Source organism: Williamsia sp. Y853 (assembly GCF_056786495.1).
Genome location: NZ_JBXCJC010000002.1, coordinates 107,051 through 127,169 on the forward strand (window position 1 = coordinate 107,051; position 20,119 = coordinate 127,169).

General features: G+C 63.4%; 20 protein-coding genes. 12 read left to right on the top strand and 8 right to left on the bottom strand.

What is annotated here, in order from left to right; all coding sequences use genetic code 11:
• Window positions 1-105: 105 nt before the first annotated feature.
• From AC1TPF_RS12510 to AC1TPF_RS12545, 8 genes are all read left to right on the top strand, one after another.
• Window positions 106-1,623 (top strand): condensation domain-containing protein, encoded by a 1,518-nt coding sequence (locus AC1TPF_RS12510; protein ID WP_482138555.1) that lies wholly within the window; start codon window positions 106-108, stop codon window positions 1,621-1,623.
• A complete protein-coding gene (locus AC1TPF_RS12515; RefSeq protein ID WP_482144211.1) occupies window positions 1,620-3,029 on the top strand; it encodes a condensation domain-containing protein in 1,410 nt (469 codons plus the stop codon). Before AC1TPF_RS12510 ends, AC1TPF_RS12515 begins: the two co-directional genes overlap by 4 nt.
• A gap of 11 nt (window positions 3,030-3,040) precedes the next feature.
• Window positions 3,041-4,393: a condensation domain-containing protein gene (locus AC1TPF_RS12520; RefSeq protein ID WP_482144213.1), complete on the top strand. Its 1,353-nt coding sequence runs from the start codon at window positions 3,041-3,043 to the stop codon at window positions 4,391-4,393.
• Between the two features lie 51 nt (window positions 4,394-4,444).
• Window positions 4,445-5,341: a sulfurtransferase gene (locus AC1TPF_RS12525; protein ID WP_482138550.1), complete on the top strand. Its 897-nt coding sequence runs from the start codon at window positions 4,445-4,447 to the stop codon at window positions 5,339-5,341.
• Entirely contained in the window at window positions 5,338-5,766 is a 429-nt protein-coding gene (locus AC1TPF_RS12530) for a SufE family protein (RefSeq protein WP_482138548.1), read from the top strand. The genes AC1TPF_RS12525 and AC1TPF_RS12530 overlap by 4 nt, the downstream gene beginning before the upstream one ends.
• The gene (locus tag AC1TPF_RS12535; RefSeq protein WP_482144215.1) at window positions 5,763-7,331 is read left to right on the top strand and encodes a condensation domain-containing protein; all 1,569 of its coding nucleotides are present in this window, start codon (window positions 5,763-5,765) and stop codon (window positions 7,329-7,331) included. Before AC1TPF_RS12530 ends, AC1TPF_RS12535 begins: the two co-directional genes overlap by 4 nt.
• Window positions 7,332-7,556: 225 nt before the next feature.
• Complete coding sequence (locus AC1TPF_RS12540; RefSeq protein WP_482138544.1) at window positions 7,557-9,344, top strand: acetyl/propionyl/methylcrotonyl-CoA carboxylase subunit alpha; 1,788 nt, start codon at window positions 7,557-7,559, stop codon at window positions 9,342-9,344.
• 10 nt (window positions 9,345-9,354) lie between these two features.
• Window positions 9,355-9,699, top strand: a complete 345-nt coding sequence (locus AC1TPF_RS12545; protein ID WP_482138788.1) for a hypothetical protein — start codon at window positions 9,355-9,357, stop codon at window positions 9,697-9,699.
• Window positions 9,700-9,787: 88 nt separating this feature from the next.
• On the opposite strand, the gene AC1TPF_RS12550 is transcribed toward AC1TPF_RS12545, so the two are convergent.
• Window positions 9,788-10,369, bottom strand: a complete 582-nt coding sequence (locus AC1TPF_RS12550) for a nucleotidyltransferase family protein (protein ID WP_482138787.1) — start codon at window positions 10,367-10,369, stop codon at window positions 9,788-9,790.
• 269 nt (window positions 10,370-10,638) lie between these two features.
• Here AC1TPF_RS12550 and uraD point away from each other — a divergent pair, with 269 nt between their 5' ends.
• The 3 genes from uraD (at window position 10,639) to pucL (ending at window position 12,532) form a co-directional block, all read left to right on the top strand.
• Window positions 10,639-11,178 (top strand): 2-oxo-4-hydroxy-4-carboxy-5-ureidoimidazoline decarboxylase, encoded by a 540-nt coding sequence (gene uraD, locus AC1TPF_RS12555; RefSeq protein WP_482138542.1) that lies wholly within the window; start codon window positions 10,639-10,641, stop codon window positions 11,176-11,178.
• A gap of 61 nt (window positions 11,179-11,239) precedes the next feature.
• Entirely contained in the window at window positions 11,240-11,566 is a 327-nt protein-coding gene (gene uraH, locus AC1TPF_RS12560; protein WP_482138540.1) for a hydroxyisourate hydrolase, read from the top strand.
• 24 nt (window positions 11,567-11,590) lie between these two features.
• Window positions 11,591-12,532, top strand: coding sequence for a factor-independent urate hydroxylase (gene pucL, locus AC1TPF_RS12565; RefSeq protein WP_482144216.1), 942 nt, complete (start codon window positions 11,591-11,593; stop codon window positions 12,530-12,532).
• Window positions 12,533-12,670: 138 nt separating this feature from the next.
• Here pucL and AC1TPF_RS12570 read toward each other — a convergent pair whose 3' ends face one another.
• The 3 genes from AC1TPF_RS12570 to AC1TPF_RS12580 form a co-directional block, all read right to left on the bottom strand.
• Window positions 12,671-14,122 (bottom strand): HNH endonuclease signature motif containing protein, encoded by a 1,452-nt coding sequence (locus AC1TPF_RS12570; RefSeq protein WP_482144218.1) that lies wholly within the window; start codon window positions 14,120-14,122, stop codon window positions 12,671-12,673.
• 36 nt (window positions 14,123-14,158) lie between these two features.
• Complete coding sequence (locus AC1TPF_RS12575; RefSeq protein ID WP_482144220.1) at window positions 14,159-14,281, bottom strand: hypothetical protein; 123 nt, start codon at window positions 14,279-14,281, stop codon at window positions 14,159-14,161.
• An 88-nt stretch (window positions 14,282-14,369) separates the two neighbouring features.
• Window positions 14,370-15,014, bottom strand: coding sequence for a GntR family transcriptional regulator (locus AC1TPF_RS12580; RefSeq protein WP_482138535.1), 645 nt, complete (start codon window positions 15,012-15,014; stop codon window positions 14,370-14,372).
• A 128-nt stretch (window positions 15,015-15,142) separates the two neighbouring features.
• On the opposite strand from AC1TPF_RS12580, the gene AC1TPF_RS12585 reads away from it, so the two are divergent.
• Entirely contained in the window at window positions 15,143-16,039 is an 897-nt protein-coding gene (locus tag AC1TPF_RS12585) for a hydroxymethylglutaryl-CoA lyase (RefSeq protein WP_482138533.1), read from the top strand.
• A gap of 18 nt (window positions 16,040-16,057) precedes the next feature.
• Here AC1TPF_RS12585 and AC1TPF_RS12590 read toward each other — a convergent pair whose 3' ends face one another.
• From AC1TPF_RS12590 to AC1TPF_RS12605, 4 genes are all read right to left on the bottom strand, one after another.
• Complete coding sequence (locus tag AC1TPF_RS12590; protein WP_482138531.1) at window positions 16,058-17,170, bottom strand: CaiB/BaiF CoA transferase family protein; 1,113 nt, start codon at window positions 17,168-17,170, stop codon at window positions 16,058-16,060.
• The gene (locus AC1TPF_RS12595; RefSeq protein WP_482144222.1) at window positions 17,167-17,790 is read right to left on the bottom strand and encodes a TetR/AcrR family transcriptional regulator; all 624 of its coding nucleotides are present in this window, start codon (window positions 17,788-17,790) and stop codon (window positions 17,167-17,169) included. Before AC1TPF_RS12595 ends, AC1TPF_RS12590 begins: the two co-directional genes overlap by 4 nt.
• Window positions 17,787-19,373, bottom strand: coding sequence for a class I adenylate-forming enzyme family protein (locus tag AC1TPF_RS12600; RefSeq protein WP_482144223.1), 1,587 nt, complete (start codon window positions 19,371-19,373; stop codon window positions 17,787-17,789). The genes AC1TPF_RS12595 and AC1TPF_RS12600 overlap by 4 nt, the downstream gene beginning before the upstream one ends.
• Window positions 19,374-19,461: 88 nt before the next feature.
• Window positions 19,462-20,100, bottom strand: coding sequence for a nitroreductase family protein (locus AC1TPF_RS12605; RefSeq protein ID WP_482138526.1), 639 nt, complete (start codon window positions 20,098-20,100; stop codon window positions 19,462-19,464).
• Window positions 20,101-20,119: the final 19 nt, after the last annotated feature.

The window sequence follows — 20,119 nt, forward strand, 5'->3', positions numbered from 1 at the left end:
GCGCAAAGTTCAAGGGCTCGAACTTATTTCACGATCTGCCAGAACCGACAAGGGCTCTCGCCCCTCGCGGAATCAGGCATCAATGAACAGACGGGGAGATTTCTGATGGAATATACCGAATTGGCCGACTATGCATTGCCGAGCGGTGTTCTGACCGAGTGGTACCCAGCCGTCGCAGATGACGACGCCTGGCGCGCCGACGATCGACAGCTGTCGTACATGCACCTCGAACACGCTCGGCGCGCCTACGCCGAAGGCGACGCCTGGTTCAGCGAATGGATCGGAACCGCCTTCGCCATTCACCACCGGCTCGACGCAGAGGTATTCTCTCGAACCCTCCTTCGCTGGTACGCACGTCACGAGGCGTTCCGGGCTTCCGTCGTGCCATCCGAAACCAGCGATGGGGTCGACTTCCTCCGGCGGACGGTGTCGCCTGACGCAATGTCGGTCGAGACCATCGGTTCGCCTGAGGTCATCTCCAGCACAGCTGTTTTCGGACGGGTCAGCGAACTGTTCAACACCGGGGTCAATCCGTTGCATTGGCCACCGTGCATCGCGGTGACAATCGCGCCTGCCGACGATTCACAGTCGTTTCTGGTCATCTTTGCGGCCGATCACACCGTGATGGACGCCTATACCCAGGTTTTCGCCATCAAGGAACTGACCGCGATCTACGAATCGGAACTGCTCGGCGTACCCGATCAGCTACACGAATTCGGCAGCTACCTCGACTTCAGCGACGCCGAACGCACCATCGGATCGCAGATCACCGCCGACGACGCAGTGGTATCGCGGTGGACCGCGTTCTTCGAGGCCCACCACGATTCCACGCTCGACACCCAGCCGCATTCGATGCCACGCTTCCCCGTTCTGCGGACGATCCCGGCACCGAAGGTCGCGGAACGCCCGGCTGGTGTGTCACCCGTCAACGACAGCGAGTACCAGGCCAGCCTGTCCTCGTGGCTTCTGAATTCCGAAGAGACCGAACGCTTCCACCAGGTCTGCAAAAAGCTCGGGGCCAACATGCAGGCCGGTGTCTACACCGCTCTGTCGATCACCAATTCGCGGCTCGCGGGGAATCCTGATCTACGGTTCATCAGCCCGGTTCACACCCGCACAGAATCCAAGTGGGGCGAATCCGCCGGATGGTTTGTCGGCATCATCCCGGTGCATCTGCGTCCGGGCTCGGCGACGAGTTTCTCCGAGGCCATCACACAGCTCGGAAAGAACGCGGCCGAGTACAAGGAACTGGGTACCTCGCCCTATTACCCGATCGCCGATCTCATCGGTGACCGCAGTCCGCCGCAGTTCGTCATCTCCTACATCGACCTGCGGAACGCCGAGGGTTCCGAACACTGGGATGCCCGCCAGGCTCGCGTGTTGCGCAGCTCGACCCGGAATTCCGACGAGGTGTATTTGTGGATCAACCGGGTTCCCAACGGCACGAACATATCGGCGCGGTTCTCCGCGAGCCAGCAGGCCAGCGAATCTGTACACCGCTACATCTCGACATTCAATGACGTCCTGCGCACCGTCATCGACGACGGTGACGCGCTGTTCGACACCGACACCGCCAACGAACCGAGTCGAGACAGCGTGCACTCACCGGACGCGCGCCGGTGAAGGGTTCAACGCTGGACTGGTGGTCGCCCGAACCCGGTGCACTGATCGAGTGGCGCCTAGGCGATCCCGACGGAGCCCGGGCAAACTCGGCCCAGAGCTCCACCGGCCCGTCCTTCCTGCAGCGTGACCATCTGATGGCGGCAGCTGCCAAGCGCGCGGCCGGTGAGACAAACCAGGCCATCGCCATGATCGTCACCGACGTTGTCGAACGACTCGACCGCGATGCGATGGCCCGCGCCCTGACCGCCTTCGTACGCAGGCACGACGAACTGCGGTGCTGGTACGACGTCTCCGACTCAGGACCGGTGCGCCACGTGGCTCCGGAATCGGCGATCGAGTTCACCACGGTGGACGAGGGTCCGTCGGGCACCCCCGACGAACTGGTCGCCTACATTCACTCTCGCATCGACACCGAGGCCGTCTTCGACCATCTCCCGGGGTTCGCGTTCGGGGCCATCGACGCCGGCGACCGGTTCGGCTTCTATTTCGCTGCCGATCATTCGCATACCGACGGGGTGTCACAAGCGCTTGCGCTCGACGAGATCTTCGAGACCTACCGGCACGAGATCGACGGCAGCAGAGACCTTCCGCTACTGCCCGCCGCCAGCTTTTTCGATTTTGTGGCCACCGAGATGCAGCTCGCGGGCCAGACCACACCTGACGACGCGCGTATCGATGCCTGGCGACAGATCCTGAAGATCCATGGCGGCAAGGTCCCGCGCTTCCCACTCGACCTCGGGCTGACCGGCGGCGAAGCCATGCCGAACGCGGTGATCGAGAAGCCGGTGATCGACGGTCCACGATCCGATCGCTGCGAGGAACGGTTGCGCGAGATCGGCGCCTCCCTGCAAGGGTGCATCTTCGCCGCCCTTGCCGCGGCCGAAAGTGTGCTGGCCGGCAGCTCAGAGTTCTTCACGACCACCATCCTTTCCGTTCGCACGCCGGAAACTGTTGGCACACAAGGCTGGTTGTGCAACTTCGCACCGGTGGCGTTCCGCGTGGAAGATGACGTCGACTTCAGCGACCTTGTCATCACCGCGTCGGCAGCGACCCGCAAGGCACGCGAAATCGGGTCCCTGCCAGTGCATGCAGCGCTCGGGTATCTCGCGGCCGAAGGTTCCATCGATCTCGAAAGTGGTTCACCGCAAATGGTTTCGTATTTCGACCTTCGCCGTCTGCCCCGCGCGGACGATCCGGTGAAGGAGGCCGCCCTGATCCTTCCCGGTCAAGGCCGAACCCGGAACGCGAACATGTGGATCAACCGCGGTGACTACGGAATTCGATTGCTGACGCAGATCCCGGACAACGAGACGGCGCGCAAGAACACCACCGAGTACATCGCGGTGGTCACCGACTTCATCGCGTCGTTCGCCAATGGCGAGAACCGGCCGGTACGGACCGGTTAGAAACGCGCACAATGAAACTCACCACAATCGACCGCGTGGTCATCGCGCCGGGCCGGGTTGACACCTGGCCGATCTCGGCAAATCGCGCGGCACAACCGAGTCCGACCGGACCGTCGGAAAACGAACGCTTCCACCTCGAGTCGGTACAAGGAGGGGGTATCGGCTGGTTGGCGGTCACGATCGAGCTACCCGGCCCGTTTTTGCCCGAAGTCCTCACCGAAGCGTTACGCGAACTACTGGACCGTCACGACGTCCTGCGGTCATACTTCGTTGTCACCGACGAGCAGGACGCCGCCGCGTCTGCCGATGGCGGGTACACGCGGTTCACCCACGACCCCGGAAGTGCCGACATCCAGGCCCGGGGCGATCAGTTCTCCATCGACGCCGACACCGGCGCGGCGGCTCTCGAATCGGCGATCAACGCGACGTGCACACCGTTCGAGCCGTACCCACATTTTTTCGCAGCGGTGCGTCACGAGAACTCGACCACCGTCGTATGTGCCTTCGATCACTGCTTTGTCGATGCGCTGTCGCTGGCGATCATCGCCGAGGATCTGCTCGACCACTTTCGCGGGATCGAGGTACCCGCTGCGGGCTCATTCCTGTCCGGCGGTGGTGCCGAAGTGCCCGCCATGGCCCCCGCCGACGACCCTCGACTTGTTCCGTGGCGAGGCCTGCTGCACGCGACCGACTGGGCGGTCCCGGCGTTCCCACTCGAACTCGGTGTCACCGAAGGCGACCGTGTGCCCCCTCACATCGACATCCGAACGATCTACGATGCCGCCGCCGCGAGCCGTTTCGACGCCATCGCACGCACCGAGGGTCTGCGCACCTATCCGGCGATGGTCGCCTGCCTCGCCACGGCCGTCTTCCGCGCAGGCGGTCCCGACCGCACCGCGATGATCATCCCTGTTCACACCCGGAACGAGCCGAACCGTGAACGCGCCGTCGGCTGGTTCGTGTCGAATGGGCCATTGCTCGCGGACGGATCCGATCCAGACCTGCTCGCGTCGATGCGCAAGGCAACGGGGGCATTGAGGACGGCGGTGTTCGCCGCGGATCTGGGATTGTCGACCGTTTTCAGCGTGTTCGGGGACCGGATACGGATGGTCCGCCACGACGTCTTCATGGTGTCGTACGTCGACTATCGCCGTTTTGATCTCCCGGCTTGGTCTGCGCCGCAGCATATTTCGAGTTCCAGCGATACCGATGCACTGCAACTGTGGTTCTGGCGGGACCATGACGGATTGCATCTGCGGGCGCGATATCCTTCTACCGACATCGGAGTGTCGACCGCAGCGCGGGTGCTCGACGACCTCGTCGATTTGGCAGGGTCGGTAATCTCGACTCGAACAAACATTTAGATCCGCACCTGCCGATTCCATTGGTCGGCAGCGATCGTCTGGAGAGACACAGTGACCGTCGAGACCGACAACAACCCCGGCTTCGCCGAGTACGTACACCCCGAGCGCCTGGTGAGCACCGAATGGCTCAGCGCCCACCTGGGGACCGATGGACTGAAGATCATCGAGTCAGACGAAGATGTGTTGCTGTTCGACATCGGGCACATCCCGACCGCACAGAAGGTCGACTGGCATCTTCACCTCAACGACCCGGTCGTCCGTGACTACATCTCAGGCGAACAGTTCGCAGAACTGATGCGCAGCAAGGGCATTCGGCGTGACGACACCGTCGTCATCTATGGCGACAAGAGCAACTGGTGGGCCGCCTACGCGCTGTGGGTGTTCACCCTCTTCGGCCACGAGGACGTCCGGCTGCTCGACGGTGGCCGCGACGCCTGGTTCGCCGAGGACCGCGACATCACCTTCGATCTGCCTTCATACCCCGAATCCGACTACCCGGTGGTCACCCGCGACGACTCGGTCATCCGAGCGTTCGCCGCGGAGGTCCACGGAGTCATCGGCACCGAACCCCTGATCGATGTCCGGTCACCGCAGGAGTACACGGGCGAGCGCACCCATATGCCCGAGTACCCGCAGGAAGGTGCACTTCGCGGGGGCCACATCCCCACCGCGGCGTCGATCCCGTGGGCCAAGGCCGCCGCTCCCGACAGCCGGTTCAAATCGCGCGCCGAACTCGACGCGATCTACGCCGACCTCGACGCCGACAACCCGACGATCGTCTACTGCCGGATCGGTGAGCGGTCGTCGCACACCTGGTTTGTGCTGACCCACCTGCTCGGATTCACCAAGGTCCGCAACTACGACGGATCGTGGACCGAATGGGGCAACGCCGTTCGGGCTCCCATCGTGACCGGTTCGGAACCGGGCACCCAAAGCAGCCAGAGATGACCGCGGCGCTCGACGAAATCGTCGACGATTTCGCCGCACTGTCGGATTCCGAGAAGATCCAGCTCCTCCTCGAGTTCTCGGATGAGCTTCCCGAGCTACCCGAGAATCTCGCCGAGGCCGCGATGGAACCGGTACCCGAATGCCAGTCACCGCTGTTCCTCTCGGTGGACAACAGCAACCCGGATTCGGTGAAGTTGTTTTTCAGCGCACCGCCGCAGGCGCCGACCACCCGTGGTTTCGCGTCGATCCTTTATCAGGGACTCAACGGCGCCAGCTCGGAAGAGATCCTCGCGATTCCGGTCGATTTCTACACGCGGCTCGGGCTTGACTCGGCCATCAGTCCGCTGCGATTGCGGGGCATGTCCGCCATGCTCAGCCGGATCAAGGCGCATCTGGGCCCTCCTGCCCGATCCACGAGGTCATGAAGTTCATCCAGATGATGGACCAGCCCGTCGAACCGGGCGGGCTGGTCGAGTGGAGCCCTTACACCGAGGGTGGAATGGCCCGTTGGACCGCGGATTCGCGTCCGACCTCACACAATCATGAACTCCATCTGCGCGGTGCGTTCGAGCACCGGCTCCGGACCCACCGCGAAGGTGGCCGTGAGTCCTGGCTGGGTCTGGCGATCGAGTTCGACGAACCGCTCTCGATCCCGGCCATCCGCGCCGCGCTCACGATGTGGATCGACCGCCACGAGGTCCTACGCAGCCATGTGGTGATCTGGAGCGACCACCTGGCCAGGCTGACCACCGGACCGGGAACGGTCAAGCTCAAGATGGGCCGGGTTGGTTGGTACTCGGAATCGGCACCCTTGCTCGACCAGCTGGCAGGCACATTCGACAGGGCCACCGCGCCCCTGCAATGGCCTGCCTACATTTTTGCGACGGTCGCCAGGGAGAAATCGTTCACGCTGTTGTTCGCCGGTGACCATTCACTGGTCGACGGATACTCGCTGATCATGGCGCAACACGAACTGGTCGCGCTCTACTCCGCCGCGCGGCGCCGGACCGACAATGCGCTGCCCGCAGTGGGCTCCTACGTCGACTTCAGCGCCTATCAGCGGCGCGAGGCCGATGCGGCCGGTGTCGACCACGAAGCCGTCGCGGTCTGGGCCGACTTCCTCCGAGACACCGGCGGCACACTGCCCGCCTTCGAATTGGCCGACCAACCCGATGAAACCGACCAACCCGATGAAACCGAGGAAGCAGCCACCGACGGCAAGCCTGATTCGGCGCACCCGATCTCGGATCTGGTCCCTCAGGGCTCGCTGACCGGAGCCCTGCTCGATGACGAGCAGACCAACCGGTTCACGGCCGTGTGTTCGGCGGCAGGCGGTTCGTTGATGTCGGGTGTGCTCGCGGCGCTCGCCGCGGTCTATGCCGAACTCGGCGGCGGCCCGGTGCTGCGCTGTGTGATTCCCCGGCACACCCGCGGCGACCAACAATGGTTCGGCGCGCTCGGCTGGTTTGTGGCAACCGTTCCCTTCCGCCTCGACACGACCGGAGTGTCCGATTTCGGCCAGCTGATCGGGCGGGCCTCCGACGAGATGCGCCGTGTCCGCAAAGCGGCCAACCTCCCTTTCCTTCGGGTCGGCGAGATCCTCAAAGAGGTGAAAAGAGAAGAAGCGCAGCGGATCTCGACCGCTCGCAGCGCGGGAGACGAAGCGCAGCGGAGTGTGGCACGGGCCGGCAATATCGACTTCCCCGAGCCGAAGTTCGTCGTGTCGTTCATCGATCTCCGATTCGCACCCGGACACGCCGAGGCCGATGCCGGTCGGGCACGAGTTCTGCGCAGCCACAACTATTCCAGCGATGAGGTCTACATCTGGATCAATCGGACAGCCTCTGGTCTGCGTATCTCGGCTCGTTTCCCGGCCCAGGGCCGTACCCACAACCAGGTCGGCCGCTATCTGTCGAGGTTCGGCGACTTCCTCAAGCAGATCGGTGATCAGAGCACATTCGGATCCTTACCCGCGAGTAGGGAAACATGAACGAATAACCGCCTTCTCGGTTACCCGCGAGTAGCTAAACCGGACCGAACGAGCGATCCGTGGGTTGGAGTCGAGACTGATCCGAGAGGTGCTTAGACTCCACTGGAGTGCTGTCGTCCATCCACCGATGGACCAGTGCGCCACACCACAAGACGTCGATATCCAACATCGATATCCAACACAGTGTCACCAACGCGCAGACACCAGCGCCCGACAGGAGATCCAGTGCCAAGTCACGCCAGCACAGCACTCACGAAAGTCCTCATCGCCAACCGCGGCGAAATCGCGGTTCGCGTCATCCGCGCCGCGAAAGACGCCGGACTGACCAGCGTCGCGGTGTACGCAGAACCCGATGCGGATGCTCTCTTCGTGAAGCTTGCCGACGAGGCGTTCGCCCTCGGTGGACAGACATCGGCCGAGTCGTACCTCGTGTTCGACAAGATCCTCGACGCCGCTGCCAAGTCCGGTGCCGACGCGATCCATCCCGGCTACGGATTCCTGTCCGAAAACGCCGAGTTCGCCCAGGCCGTCATCGACGCCGGGCTCACCTGGATCGGCCCCTCACCGCAGTCCATCCGCGACCTCGGAGACAAGGTCACCGCGCGCCACATCGCGCTGAAGGCCGACGCACCGATGGCACCCGGCACCAAGGACCCCGTCAAGAACGCCGACGAGATCGTCGCCTTCGCACAGGAATACGGCGTGCCCGTGGCCATCAAGGCCGCATTCGGTGGCGGTGGCCGTGGCATGAAGGTCGCGTACACGATCGAAGAGATCCCCGAACTGTTCGACTCGGCCACCCGTGAGGCCATCTCGGCCTTCGGTCGCGGCGAGTGCTTCGTCGAGCGCTACCTCGACAAGGCCCGCCATGTCGAGGCCCAGGTCATCGCCGACCAGCACGGCAACGTCATCGTCGCCGGAACCCGCGACTGCTCGCTGCAGCGCCGCTTCCAGAAGCTTGTCGAAGAGGCACCGGCCCCGTTCCTGACGGCAGAACAGCGGGAACGAATCCACTCCTCGGCGAAGGCCATCTGCAAGGAGGCCGGCTACTACGGTGCCGGCACCGTGGAGTTCCTCGTCGGCGCCGACGGACTGGTCTCGTTCCTCGAGGTCAACACCCGCCTGCAGGTCGAGCATCCGGTCACCGAGGAGACTGCGGGCATCGACCTCGTTCGTCAGCAGTTCCGCATCGCCGCCGGTGAGAAGCTCGAGTTCACCGAAGATCCCGCGCCGCGCGGCCATTCGTTCGAGTTCCGCATCAACGGTGAAGATGCCGGTCGCGGCTTCCTGCCCGCCCCCGGACCCATCAGCGTCTACAAGGAGCCGACCGGCCCCGGCGTGCGCGTTGATTCCGGTGTGGTCGAAGGCGACGTCATCGGCGGACAGTTCGACTCGATGCTGGCCAAGCTGATCGTCACCGGCGAGAACCGCGAGCAGGCCCTGGAGCGTTCACGCCGCGCACTGGCCGAGTTCCAGGTCGAGGGTCTTGCCACCGTGCTGCCGTTCCATCGCCACATCGTGTCGAACCCGGCCTTCATCGGCGACGGCCAGAGCTTCGACATCTACACCAAGTGGATCGAGACCGACTGGGACAACCAGATCGAGCCCTACACCGGCGCACAGCCGATCGAAGAGGATGAGACCGAGCCCCGCAAGACTGTTGTGGTCGAGGTCGGTGGACGCCGCCTGGAGGTCTCCCTGCCGGGCGATCTCGCCATCGGCAACGGTGGTGGCAACGGTGCGGTCAAGAAGAAGCCGAAGTCGCGTACCCGCGCCAAGGGTGGCGCTTCTGCCGCTTCCGGTGATTCCGTGACCGCTCCGATGCAGGGCACCGTTGTCAAGGTCGCCGTCGTCGAAGGTCAGGAAGTCGCGGCCGGTGAACTGGTCGTGGTGCTCGAGGCCATGAAGATGGAAAATCCCGTCACCGCCCACAAGGACGGCGTTGTCACCGGCCTGAGCATCGAAGCCGGCGCAGCCGTCACGCAGGGCACCGTCCTGTTCGAGCTCAAGTAGGACCGCAGCCATCGAAGCGGTCGAGATCAACGCGGGCGCGTGGTACCTCCGCGCGTACCGCGATGATGACCGGGTGTCGGACCGGCCGGCCTTGGCGCTGGCCGGTGTCACCGATCCCGATTACGTCAGATCTTGTGAACAGGGCTGGGCGAACGAAACGCGGTTCACCTGGGCGGTCTGCGAACCGACCACCGGTGAGATGCTCGCCGAGGTCGCGCTCGAACCCGAGAATGACACCTATCTCGCGACGCTGACAGGGTTCGCCCGAAACGGCTTCGAGGTACCGCTCGAGGCCGCGAAGCTTGTGGTCCGCCGCTTCGGTGAAGGCGCCCTCGGTTTCACCATCCGCAACTAGTACTTCTCGCAGAACCACATGTTCCAGACATTTCCACCAGTTGTAACCGGTGGAAATGACTGGAACATGTGGTTTTGTGCTTTCCGGCTCAGAAGTCCGGGTAGTCGTGATCGACGCCGCTGCCGAGGTCGCCGCATTCGACGTCGATGACGTCTGTCCGGCCGGCCAGGTATGGTCCAGCTCCGCGATCGCCCGCCAGGGAATCGAGCACGGCGTCCAGATGAGCGGCACCGATGTACACCGGATGTCCGGCCTTTCCGGAGTGTGTTGCCCGGGCCAGCGCGGCCGGCGTCGGACCTGCCGCAGCCAACAGTCGGGCAACCTGCCCCGCGGTGGCATCCGGGATGTCAACAACATGTAAAACCACCCCGATCAACCCATCGTGTTCACGGGCTTGTTTCAGGCCGGCTCGCACCGATTCACTGAGTCCGGCCTGCCATCGCGGCACCCGTACGGCGCGGGCCTGCGGCGGCATATCCGGCTCGGCGGCGCCCACGGTCACCAGTACCTGCGCGCACCCTCCGTCAGTCAGCACCCGAACACCCGATCGTAGCCACTCCCCTTCTGCGGCAAGCACTTTCGGCATACCGTATCGGGTTCCGGCGCCGGCGGCCAGCAGCACACCGACCACCACCGGTACTCCGGTTCGCTCGTCGTCACCGACTCCCACGCGACTCACCGCCCACCCCTCGCCCGACCCGCTGCCACGACGACAACTGTCGCCGCTCCATCACACACGATCACGCCACCGCACCACCACTGCCCCGAGAAACCGAACTCATCGCCGCGCTCAAGCAGTCGACGTGCGGCAGAATGGTACTTCGCAACGGCTTGAAGCGAATGGACAAGCCCAATCAAATCGGCGCGGTTCAATCCGAGACGTATTGGGCTGATGCACAAGAGAAAAGACAGGTCATAGATAAAGACGGAGGTCACAACTTGCGACGAGTTGACTGGCGGGGCCTGGAGAGCTTCAACGAATTGCGGCAGAGTCAGGCAATTCACGCCCTATACCAATGCTGCACGTCCACGATTTGGGCCCTCCGGGTGGCGGCAGGACGTCCTTATGTCGATGAAGAGGCCTTGTTCGACCGCGCCGACCTGATCCTGGCCGAACTCACCGAGGCCGATCTCGATGAGGCGCTCGACGGACACCCCCGAATCGGTGACAAAACCGACAACGCCTCGTCGGCCGGTGAGCAGTCCGGTGTCGCGGGCGCGGACGCGGAGATTCTCGACGAACTCAAGAGGTGCAACGCCGAGTACGAGGCCAGGTTCGGACATGTCTATCTCGTGTTTGCCAACGGCCGCCCGGCCGGAGAACTGCTGGCAATACTCAAAGAACGCATGAGCAACAGCCCGGAGACCGAGCGGCGCGTCCTGCGGATGGAGTTGTCGAAGATCAATCGGCGGCGGCTCACCGCCATGCTGGAACCGGCGGTGCGGTACGCCACCGAGGAAGATGCGTACACCGCGTGATCAGAATCACGACGGTCGAGGTAGGAGTGAGCTGGAGTATGTGGACGATCGAAGTGACAAGGTGAGCGGCTTGAGTACCCACGTACTCGATGCGGTCACCGGGCTACCGGCGGCCGGCGTGGAAGTCACACTCAGCACATCCGGTGGAGTCAAGATAGCGTCTGGAACAACCGATTCCGATGGCCGAATACAGTCGATCGCCGACGATGATCTCGCCGCAGACACGTACAGACTGACGTTCGACACCGGAACATGGTTCGCCGCCCGGCACATTGAGCATTTCTACCCGGAGGTGTCGATCGCATTCGCGGTGAACGACACCTCGCGGCACTACCATGTGCCGTTGCTGCTCAGCCCTTTTGCCTACTCCACCTATCGGGGTAGCTGATCCGAAAGAGAGTGACACAGACCCATGGGCATCATCCTTGGCGAAAACCAGTACGGAAAAGCCGAGAACCGGGTTGTTCGGATCTACCGGGATTCACCCCGTCACGAGATCAAGGACATCAACGTCGGGACCTCACTGCGCGGTGATTTCGTGGACGCCCACACCGACGGTGACCAGCGCAAGGTGTTGCCGACCGATACCCAGAAGCAGACCGCCTACGCGTACGCGAAAGAAAAAGGCATCGAGAGCATCGAGAAGTACGCTCTCGCACTGGCCAAACGGTTCGTCGACAACACCGAACCGGTGATCGGCGCGCGGATCGAGGTCGAGGAATACAGCTGGGAACGCGCCGTGGTCAACGGCGTCGAACACGATCACACCTGGGTCCGTAAGGGACAGGAAGTCCGCACCGCGGACATCACCGTCGAAGGCGTGGGCGATGATCAAAAGACCTGGGTCATAGGCGGTTTGAAAGACCTGGTGGTCCTCAAGTCGACCGGCTCGGAGTTCCACGACTTCCTCGAAGACGAATACACGGTCCTGGAACCGACCAACGACCGGGTGATGTCCACCTCTCTGGTCGCAAAGTGGCGCTTTACGGCCGGACACGAAGCCGAAGGCGGAGCTGGACCATACGACTACGTCGACTGGGAGGCCGTCTACCCGGCGATCAGGCAGATCATCATCGAGAAGTTCGCCACCGTGCACTCATTGGCCCTGCAACAGACACTGTTTCAGATAGGCAAAGGGATCCTGGAGGCGTTCGATTACATCGCCGAGGTCAAGCTGTCGGCACCGAACATCCACCACTTCGTCTATGACCTTTCCAAGTTCGGTCTGGAGAACAACAACGAGGTGTTCAACGCCGACGACCGGCCCTACGGCCTGATCCAGGCTACGGTCACCCGTGACGACGCACCCGACGCCGGACCGTCCTGGACACCGCAGCGCACCTGGCTCGCCTAGCCGACCACATGGGCCACCGATCGCCAGGCTGTCCCATCCTCAGTATGTCGGTGGCGGTTCGTTCCTCCCCCGCTCTTCGCGACGTTCCAGGTTGAGTTGCTCTGCTAGTTCGCGCTGCCGACGATTGGCGAGTCGTTCCTATTGGCGGCGTGCATGTTTGGCAGCGGTACGCGACTGCTGGCGGTCGGTGTGCTGCGGGCGCGATGGCGACGGTCTTGGTGGTGGCCGGCCCGGTGAGCCGCGTTGGTTGTCGAAGACGGTCAGCCTCAGCGTCGGGAACAGGTCGTCGCCGGTCCATCCCGGGCCGTGATAGTTGCGGCGTTCGGGTGTGGTGAAGATCAGCCGAGTCCGCCCGGTACGTGGGTCAGGGTATTGATCGTCAAGCCAGTCGGAGTACGTCTTCAACAGATGGTGAAAACGGCACAGTGTCTTCATCTCTGACGGATGGGTGCAGCCACCGGCATCGGGATCGTTGTGGTTGTACTCGCACGTGTGGTCCAGGTCGGCGCCCCAGGCCTTGTGCTCACAGCCGGGCCACATGCAGTAAACGTCGCGGATCCGGAGGTAACTGTCCAGGACAACCGAGGGCCGATACTTGTCACCGAACTGGTTGGCCGGCAACGGAACTACCTGCGGGAAAGGCGCTTCGGTGACATCGGCAGTGCCAGGGCACTCCCCCAGATCTGGGTTCTCCGGTCCCCGCATGTACATAGTCCGCCGCGGTGGAGTGGCGTCTGGATTGTCACCCGGGTGGGGTTCGGGCGCGGGTTCGGCAGATTCCGGCTCGGCCGGTTCGAACGTGTTGCCCAACGGCCGGATGATTGTTTCCGGCCGGGCCGCGATATCGCGAACGTGATCGGCGGAGATCACCCCGTGCCCGTCCAGGAACGCAGGATTGTTGGCGGTGCCGTCCAGGGTGACTTGATCGGTAATGACGTGCAGCACGATCTTGACATCGACACCGGAGATGAGCTGATCCGCCGGGACCGTGATGATCTCAGCAGTACAGGGATGTTTCGGGTCATTCGGGCATTGGCAATAGAACTCACGGCCCATCACCGTGGCGAACAACGCATCGTCCATCCGATCAGACTTCTTCCGCGGATCAGCCTTACACGTGGCCATCGCCAACTTCTCCAGCCGCGCCATGATCATTGCCAATTCCTCAGCCGTGGAATGGGCATCCAGCACCGCCATGCCGTGGTCGGTGTTGTTGGCCCACACCCCGCGATTGTTGTACGCATCCTCCCGGTTCTTACGCACCAGGTCCGGATCGCGGCGAAAGACGATGGCATCGACCATGTCCCGCATCCGATTCTTCGACCACGACCCACGCCGACGCAGCGCCTCGGCGATACCGCGATCAATCTCAGCCATATGGGCCGAACCCTCGATCAACTCGGTCCGGGCGACAATATCGGGAATGTGATGGGCAGCAACCCGTCCCTCCTTCAACAACGCATTCACCGCAGGCAGGCGATCCCGCAACGCCACCCCGCGATTGATCTGCAACTCCGCGGTCCGCTGCGTCAACCCTTGCGCCGCAGACAATCTCGCCGCACACTGCGCGAACGGATCAAGAGCCCGCATCTCCGCTTCGGTCCCGGCGGTGGGCTCGACGAGATGTCAGTGCAGCATCGCCGCAGCGGCGTATCGCTCCCACTCCATCCGCGACTGCTGAGCCATCGCCAACTCGGTGTTACGCAACAACTCGTTGACACCCAGCGACTCGACAGGGGCCGATTTCATCGTCCCACCTGCATCTTCAACCTCCCCATCGAACATACATTCGAGTCTAAACGGGGGGTACGACACGCGATTCCAACGCCAGACGCGGCTACTCCGCCTCGGGCGACAACTCCCGCAACAGAACAGCTTTGGCCGCGCGGACGTGCGCTTTCATCACCGATTCGGCCCAGAGCGCGTCACGATTGCGTAGGGCGGCGACGAGGTCACGGTGGTGCGCAAAGCTGCGCGACAGTTCTTCCGGGTCGTAACGCTGGAAGGTGCGCATCACCAGCGAGACCTGAATGACATTGCCCAACATCGTTGTCAATCGCGAGCTCGCCGCCGCGATCCGCACGATCGAGTGGAACTCGTCGTTGCACTGGGCGACCAACTCGACCCGCTCATCGGCGAGTGCGGAGTCCATCAGATCGCACAGCTCCGCCAACCGGTCCAGTTCGGTGGCACCGATCCGCTCAGCGGCCCGCGATGCGGCCATCGCCTCGAGCACCATTCGCAGGTCGTAGATCTCTTCGACGTCGTCTGCCGTCCAGTCGTAGACCCGGGCGCCGCGATGCGGCAAAACCTCGACCAAGCCTTCCATCTCGAGTTGTCGCAGAGCCTCCCGGACCGGCGTACGACTCGCGCCGGTCACATCCGCGAGTTCGACCTCCCCCAATCGCGCACCGGGAAGATATCTCCCGTCGAAGATTCCCTCCCGGATATGCGCGTACACCTTGTCGACCGCTCGGGTCACGTGGACCTCCCTCAATTGTTGTTCACAATCTAGGCGGAGTGTCATAGTTTGTCTTGTCTCCCGCCCCCGGCGACCAGGTTACGCGTCGAGCGTGTGCATACAACCTGGGCTACGTGCACTATGGACGGATGGAAACGGTGCAACTGGTCGAGGTCAGTCCCCGCGATGGCCTGCAGAACGAGAAGACGGTGTTGTCGGTCGACTCGAAGGTTGAACTGATCAACCGAAGTGTCGCGGCCGGAGTGAAACGTGTCGAAGCCGTGAGCTTTGTCAATCCGGCCAGGGTCCCCCAGATGGCCGGAGCCGAAGAGGTGATGGCCCAGGTGCCCCGGGTCGACGGGGTTTCGTACATCGGACTCGTCCTCAACCGCCGCGGTCTGGACCGCGCGCTGTCCACCGATGTCGACGAGGTCAACGTGGTGGTCGTCGCAACCGACGAGTTCAGCACGAGAAACCAGGGTTGCACTGTCGCCGAGGGTGTTTCGGCCTGGAATGACATCGCCGCCGCGGCGAAGGCAGCAGGCGTGCGCACAACTGTGACCATCGCCGCCGCGTTCGGTTGTCCATTTTCCGGCAACGTCGACCCCGCGTGGGTCACCGAGCTGATCGGCCGGGTCGCTGAGGCCGGACCGGACGAGATCGCACTCGCCGACACAATCGGTGTCGGGGTACCCGCCCAGGTTCGCAAACTCGCCGCAGGCGCTGCACGCAACGCACCGGATGTGGCGCTGCGCTGGCACTTTCACAACACCCGCAACACCGGATACGCCAATGCACTGACCGCGCTCGACCTCGGCGCCCAGGCGCTCGATGCGAGCATCGGCGGCTTCGGTGGGTGCCCATTCGCCCCTGCCGCCACCGGCAACATCGCGTCTGAAGACCTCATCTACGCACTCGACCGATCCGGTGTCACGACCGGCGTCAAGCTCGAAGCCCTGGCCGAAACGGCCGTCTGGCTGGGCGGACAACTCTCGAAGGATGTGCCAGGGCAACTCAGCCGGGCAGGCAATTTTCCGGCTCGCTGACCAGTGGCGGCCCGCCGGTCAGCGCCCAGACCAGTTCCGGATCGAATCCTCCAAGGAGAGTTCGGTCGGTGACACCGGCACCGGTACGGGCGTGCGGGAAAAGCGTGGTGCGGGCGCCGGCTGGACCACACCGTCGACCACGATGATGGCGTCCCGGTCGGCCATCTGTGGGTGCTCAGCAACCTCCCCGAAGGCCAGAACCGGTGTCACACAGGCATCGGTGCCGGCAAAAACCGTGGTCCACGCATCCCGGGGACGCGAGGCGAACACGTCCTCGAAAGTCTTGGCCAGTACCGGCCACTGCTCCTTGTCCCAGCGGTCCGGTAGGTCGGCCTCGGTCAGTCCGAGGCCGCGCACCAGTTGCGAATAGAAGGGCGGTTCAATCGATCCGACCGCCATGTAGCCGCCATCCGAGCATTCATACGTGCGATAGAACGGGGCCGATCCGTCCAGCAGGTTGGTGCCACGGTCATCGGACCATCGGCCTGCGGCCCGCCACGACCAGAGGAGCTGCGACAACAGGTTGGCGCCGTCCGCCATCGCGGCATCGACGACCTGCCCGCCGCCTCCGGTGCCTGCCCGGTCGCTGTCCCGATTCCACAGGGCACTGAGAACTCCGACCACCAGCAGCATCGATCCGCCGCCGAAGTCGGCAACCATACTCAACGGCGGCACGGGTGGGCCGTCGGCCGGACCCATCGCACCGAGGACACCGGTCAGTGCCAGATAGTTGATGTCGTGGCCCGCGGTCTGCGCCAGCGGTCCGGTTTGTCCCCAGCCGGTCATCCGGCCGTACACCAGTTGCGGGTTGCGTTCGTGACAGTCGTCCGGGCCCAGACCCAGACGTTCCATGACGCCCGGCCGGAAGCCTTCGAGCAACACGTCCGCAGAGGCGATCAGGTCGAGTACGTGGTTCCGGTCGATCTCATCCTTGAGGTCTGCGGTGACCAGTGCGCGGCCCCGCCACATCGCTCGATCCGCGTCGGCGACACCATCTGCTGCTGCCGCCTTGGCCCGGCGGTCCACGCGGACCACGTCGGCACCCAGATCGGCCAGGATCATCGCTGCGTGAGGTACCGGACCGATTCCGGCCATCTCGACCACTCGGATACCGGTCAGCGGCCCCGTCATCGGTCATTCCTTTCAGGCATGCCGCTCTGCAACACACCGTCGATCGCATAAGAGGTGTACGTATCGGCAAGGGCGCCGACGTCCTGACCGGCATGCAGCCACCAGCTGATCCCGTTCATCATGTCCAGGATCGCCACCGCCGCCTGATGGGGATTGGCGGTATGGAACTCTCCGGCAGCAACACCGGCGGCGATCACGTCGCGCACCCGTCGCTGGTAGTACTTACGGATATCGGTGATCTCCGCCAGATGTTCGGGTGCGAGCGCTGTCTGCTCACGCAGACTCACCAGATGCTCGGTCTGATGCTCGGCCAGACTCCGGATATGCGCGTGCATCAGGTTCGACAGGCGCTCCTTCGGAGTTCCCGCAGCGTCCAGGAGTGGCATGTGCAGGTCTTGAAGGTCGCGTGTCATGCGGAGCGCGATGGCGTACATGATCTCTTCTTTGCTGGAGAAGTGGTTGTACAGGCTCGCGCCACGGATACCCACCGCTTCGCCGATCTCCCGCATGCCAACCGTGTGATAGCCCTGCTTGGCAAAGAAATCCGCTGCCGCCGAGACGATCTCGGCGCGACGCCCCGCACCCCGCCCATTCGCCGCCGGCGCCTCCTGCGCCGTCACCGGGAGCTCACCTCGGCATAAAGGCGACGAAGTTCGCGTTTGAGCACCTTCCCCTGAGGGTCGACCGGCAATTCGGTCAGTGCATGAATCTTCTTGGGGGTCTTGTAGCTTGCGATCGACTGCTTACAGTGCGCCATGAGCGAGTCGGCGTCGAGCGTCGACTCCTCGCGCAGGACGACAAAGCCGGTGACAACCTCGGACCAATAGTCGTCGGGCAAGCCGACCACTGCGGCGCGCACCACGTCGGGATGGCTCTGCAGGGCGCGCTCGACTTCTTGGGAAGACACGTTCATGCCACCGGTTTTTATCATGTCTTTGCTGCGGTCGAGGAAGAACAGGTTGCCGTCGTCATCGCGTCGCACGATGTCGCCGGTGTGCACCCATCCGTCCCGGATGACCTGCGCCGTCCGTTCGGGGTCTTTGAAATACCCCGACATCACCGACGGCGAACGGCAGATCAGCTCACCGGTTTCCGCCGGATTCCCTTCGGCGTCGATGACTTCGACCTCCAGATGCGCAACCGGCTTTCCTATCCATGTGGGATCGGCGTCCGGGATGTCATCGAGTGTGTGGAACCATCCCACGCTGCCCAGCTGCGACAGCTCGGACTGGCCCCAGTACGTGCCCCAGGTGACGCCCGGCGCCGCCTCCGCCCACGCCGTGATCGCGTGCGGCGACACCTGACCGCCGTAGGTCATGCAGCGCTGCACAGTTCGCACGGTCTCCGAACCGAAATCTGAATGTGCGGACAGACCGATGTAGAAGGTCGGCGTCTGGGCCAGGACCGTGATCTTCTCGTCCCGGATCATCGACAACGACGCGCCCGCTGCGGTGGTCGCGGGCAGCACGAGGGTTGCACCCATCATCGTCAGTGTGGTCATCGATCCGATGCCTGCGATGGTGTGAAAAGGCATGACATACAGCCAGATGTCGTCCGGCTGCGTACGCAGACCCCAGCTCCATGCCGGACCGGTGGAGATCAGGTAGTTGCGGTGCGTGATCATGACGCCCTTGGGCGCCGCTTCGGTGCCGCTGGTGTAGACGATCATCGCCAGGTCGTGTTCATCGACCTCACAGTCCGGTTCGTCCGATGACGCTGCTGCCAGCAATGCGTCAAACGACTTCCATCCCGCGACGTCGGCTCCGCCGAACACCACGTGGTGACCGACCGGCGCGCTGTCCCGCACGTCGTCCACCACATGCGTGAACTCGGCGCCGACGAGGACCACCGACGGCTCCAGGTGCGAAAGCTGCTGCGCGACTTCGGCCGTACCGAACATCACGTTGATACCGGAGTACGAGGCGCCTATCTTGAGCGCGCCGTAATACGCAACCACGGTGTCGACGTGGTTGCGTGCCATCACGGCAATACGATCGCCTCTGCCCACACCCATGCCGCGCAGCGTGTCGGCACAGCGGTTCGCCCGTTCGTTGAGCTCGGCGTAGGTGCAGACATGGCGATCACCGGCGACGTTGTAGCTGATGAATGCCGGCTTGCCACCCTGGGTCCGGGCGTGGCGGCGGAGCTGGTCACCGAGCGTGGCCCGGCCCAGTGGGCTCGAGGCAATCGTGTTCAAAGACATTGTTTTTCAATACTCCATGATCTGGCGAAGCCAATGCGCCGCAGCAGCCGCGATGGTCACAGCAGTGCGGGGACGGAAAAATGATCGACTAAGCGAACATTGGCGTTTCGAAGGAATCGATCGAGACGATGTCCTCGACACGGCTCCGGGTGAGCTTGGTCGGGAACTTGCCGCTGGGGTAACCGACGGCGATGTGGGCAGCGGTGATGAAACCCTCGGGAATCCCGAGCAGTTCGCGGACCGCGGGCTCCTCGTGACACAGCAGCGTGGTCACCGCACTACCGACACCCTGGTCACGCAACGCCAGACACAGGTTCTGCACCGTCGGATAGATGGATGCTCCGCCGACCACGCTGATGCGGTCCAACTCGGCGTCGGTGGGATGGAGCCCGTCGATCTCGGCGCACACCACGATGAGCGCAGGCACCGTCGCGAGGTTGTGTGCGAACTCGTTGGCACTGCGAATCGTCTTGGGTACCGCACCGACGTCTTTGGTGCCGTCACTGATCGCGCTGTAGTAGGCCTCCCAGTACGGCAGGTACAGGTCTGCCAGCGCCTTCTTCTTGGCAGCATCGCGCACCACGATCCAGCGGACCGGCTGGCGATTGCCGCCCTGCGGTCCAAAGCGGGCAACTTCGAATGCGTCGTAGAAGACCTTCTCCGGAACCGGCGTATCCGCGTAGTGCCGACAGGTTCCGGTGGTGCGCATCGCCTCGGAAAGTTCCATCAAAATCTCCTTGTTACGG

What these genes read in the sequence shown, in the direction of transcription:
- AC1TPF_RS12510 (WP_482138555.1), top strand. Translation starts at nt 106, where the DNA reads ATGGAATATACCGAATTGGCCGACTATGCATTGCCGAGCGGTGTTCTG.
- AC1TPF_RS12520 (WP_482144213.1), top strand. Translation starts at nt 3,041, where the DNA reads ATGAAACTCACCACAATCGACCGCGTGGTCATCGCGCCGGGCCGGGTT.
- AC1TPF_RS12530 (WP_482138548.1), top strand. Translation starts at nt 5,338, where the DNA reads ATGACCGCGGCGCTCGACGAAATCGTCGACGATTTCGCCGCACTGTCG.
- AC1TPF_RS12535 (WP_482144215.1), top strand. Translation starts at nt 5,763, where the DNA reads ATGAAGTTCATCCAGATGATGGACCAGCCCGTCGAACCGGGCGGGCTG.
- pucL (WP_482144216.1), top strand. Translation starts at nt 11,591, where the DNA reads ATGGGCATCATCCTTGGCGAAAACCAGTACGGAAAAGCCGAGAACCGG.
- AC1TPF_RS12570 (WP_482144218.1), bottom strand. Translation starts at nt 14,122, where the DNA reads ATGCGGGCTCTTGATCCGTTCGCGCAGTGTGCGGCGAGATTGTCTGCG.
- AC1TPF_RS12575 (WP_482144220.1), bottom strand. Translation starts at nt 14,281, where the DNA reads ATGAAATCGGCCCCTGTCGAGTCGCTGGGTGTCAACGAGTTGTTGCGT.
- AC1TPF_RS12585 (WP_482138533.1), top strand. Translation starts at nt 15,143, where the DNA reads ATGGAAACGGTGCAACTGGTCGAGGTCAGTCCCCGCGATGGCCTGCAG.
- AC1TPF_RS12590 (WP_482138531.1), bottom strand. Translation starts at nt 17,170, where the DNA reads ATGACGGGGCCGCTGACCGGTATCCGAGTGGTCGAGATGGCCGGAATC.
- AC1TPF_RS12600 (WP_482144223.1), bottom strand. Translation starts at nt 19,373, where the DNA reads ATGTCTTTGAACACGATTGCCTCGAGCCCACTGGGCCGGGCCACGCTC.
- AC1TPF_RS12605 (WP_482138526.1), bottom strand. Translation starts at nt 20,100, where the DNA reads ATGGAACTTTCCGAGGCGATGCGCACCACCGGAACCTGTCGGCACTAC.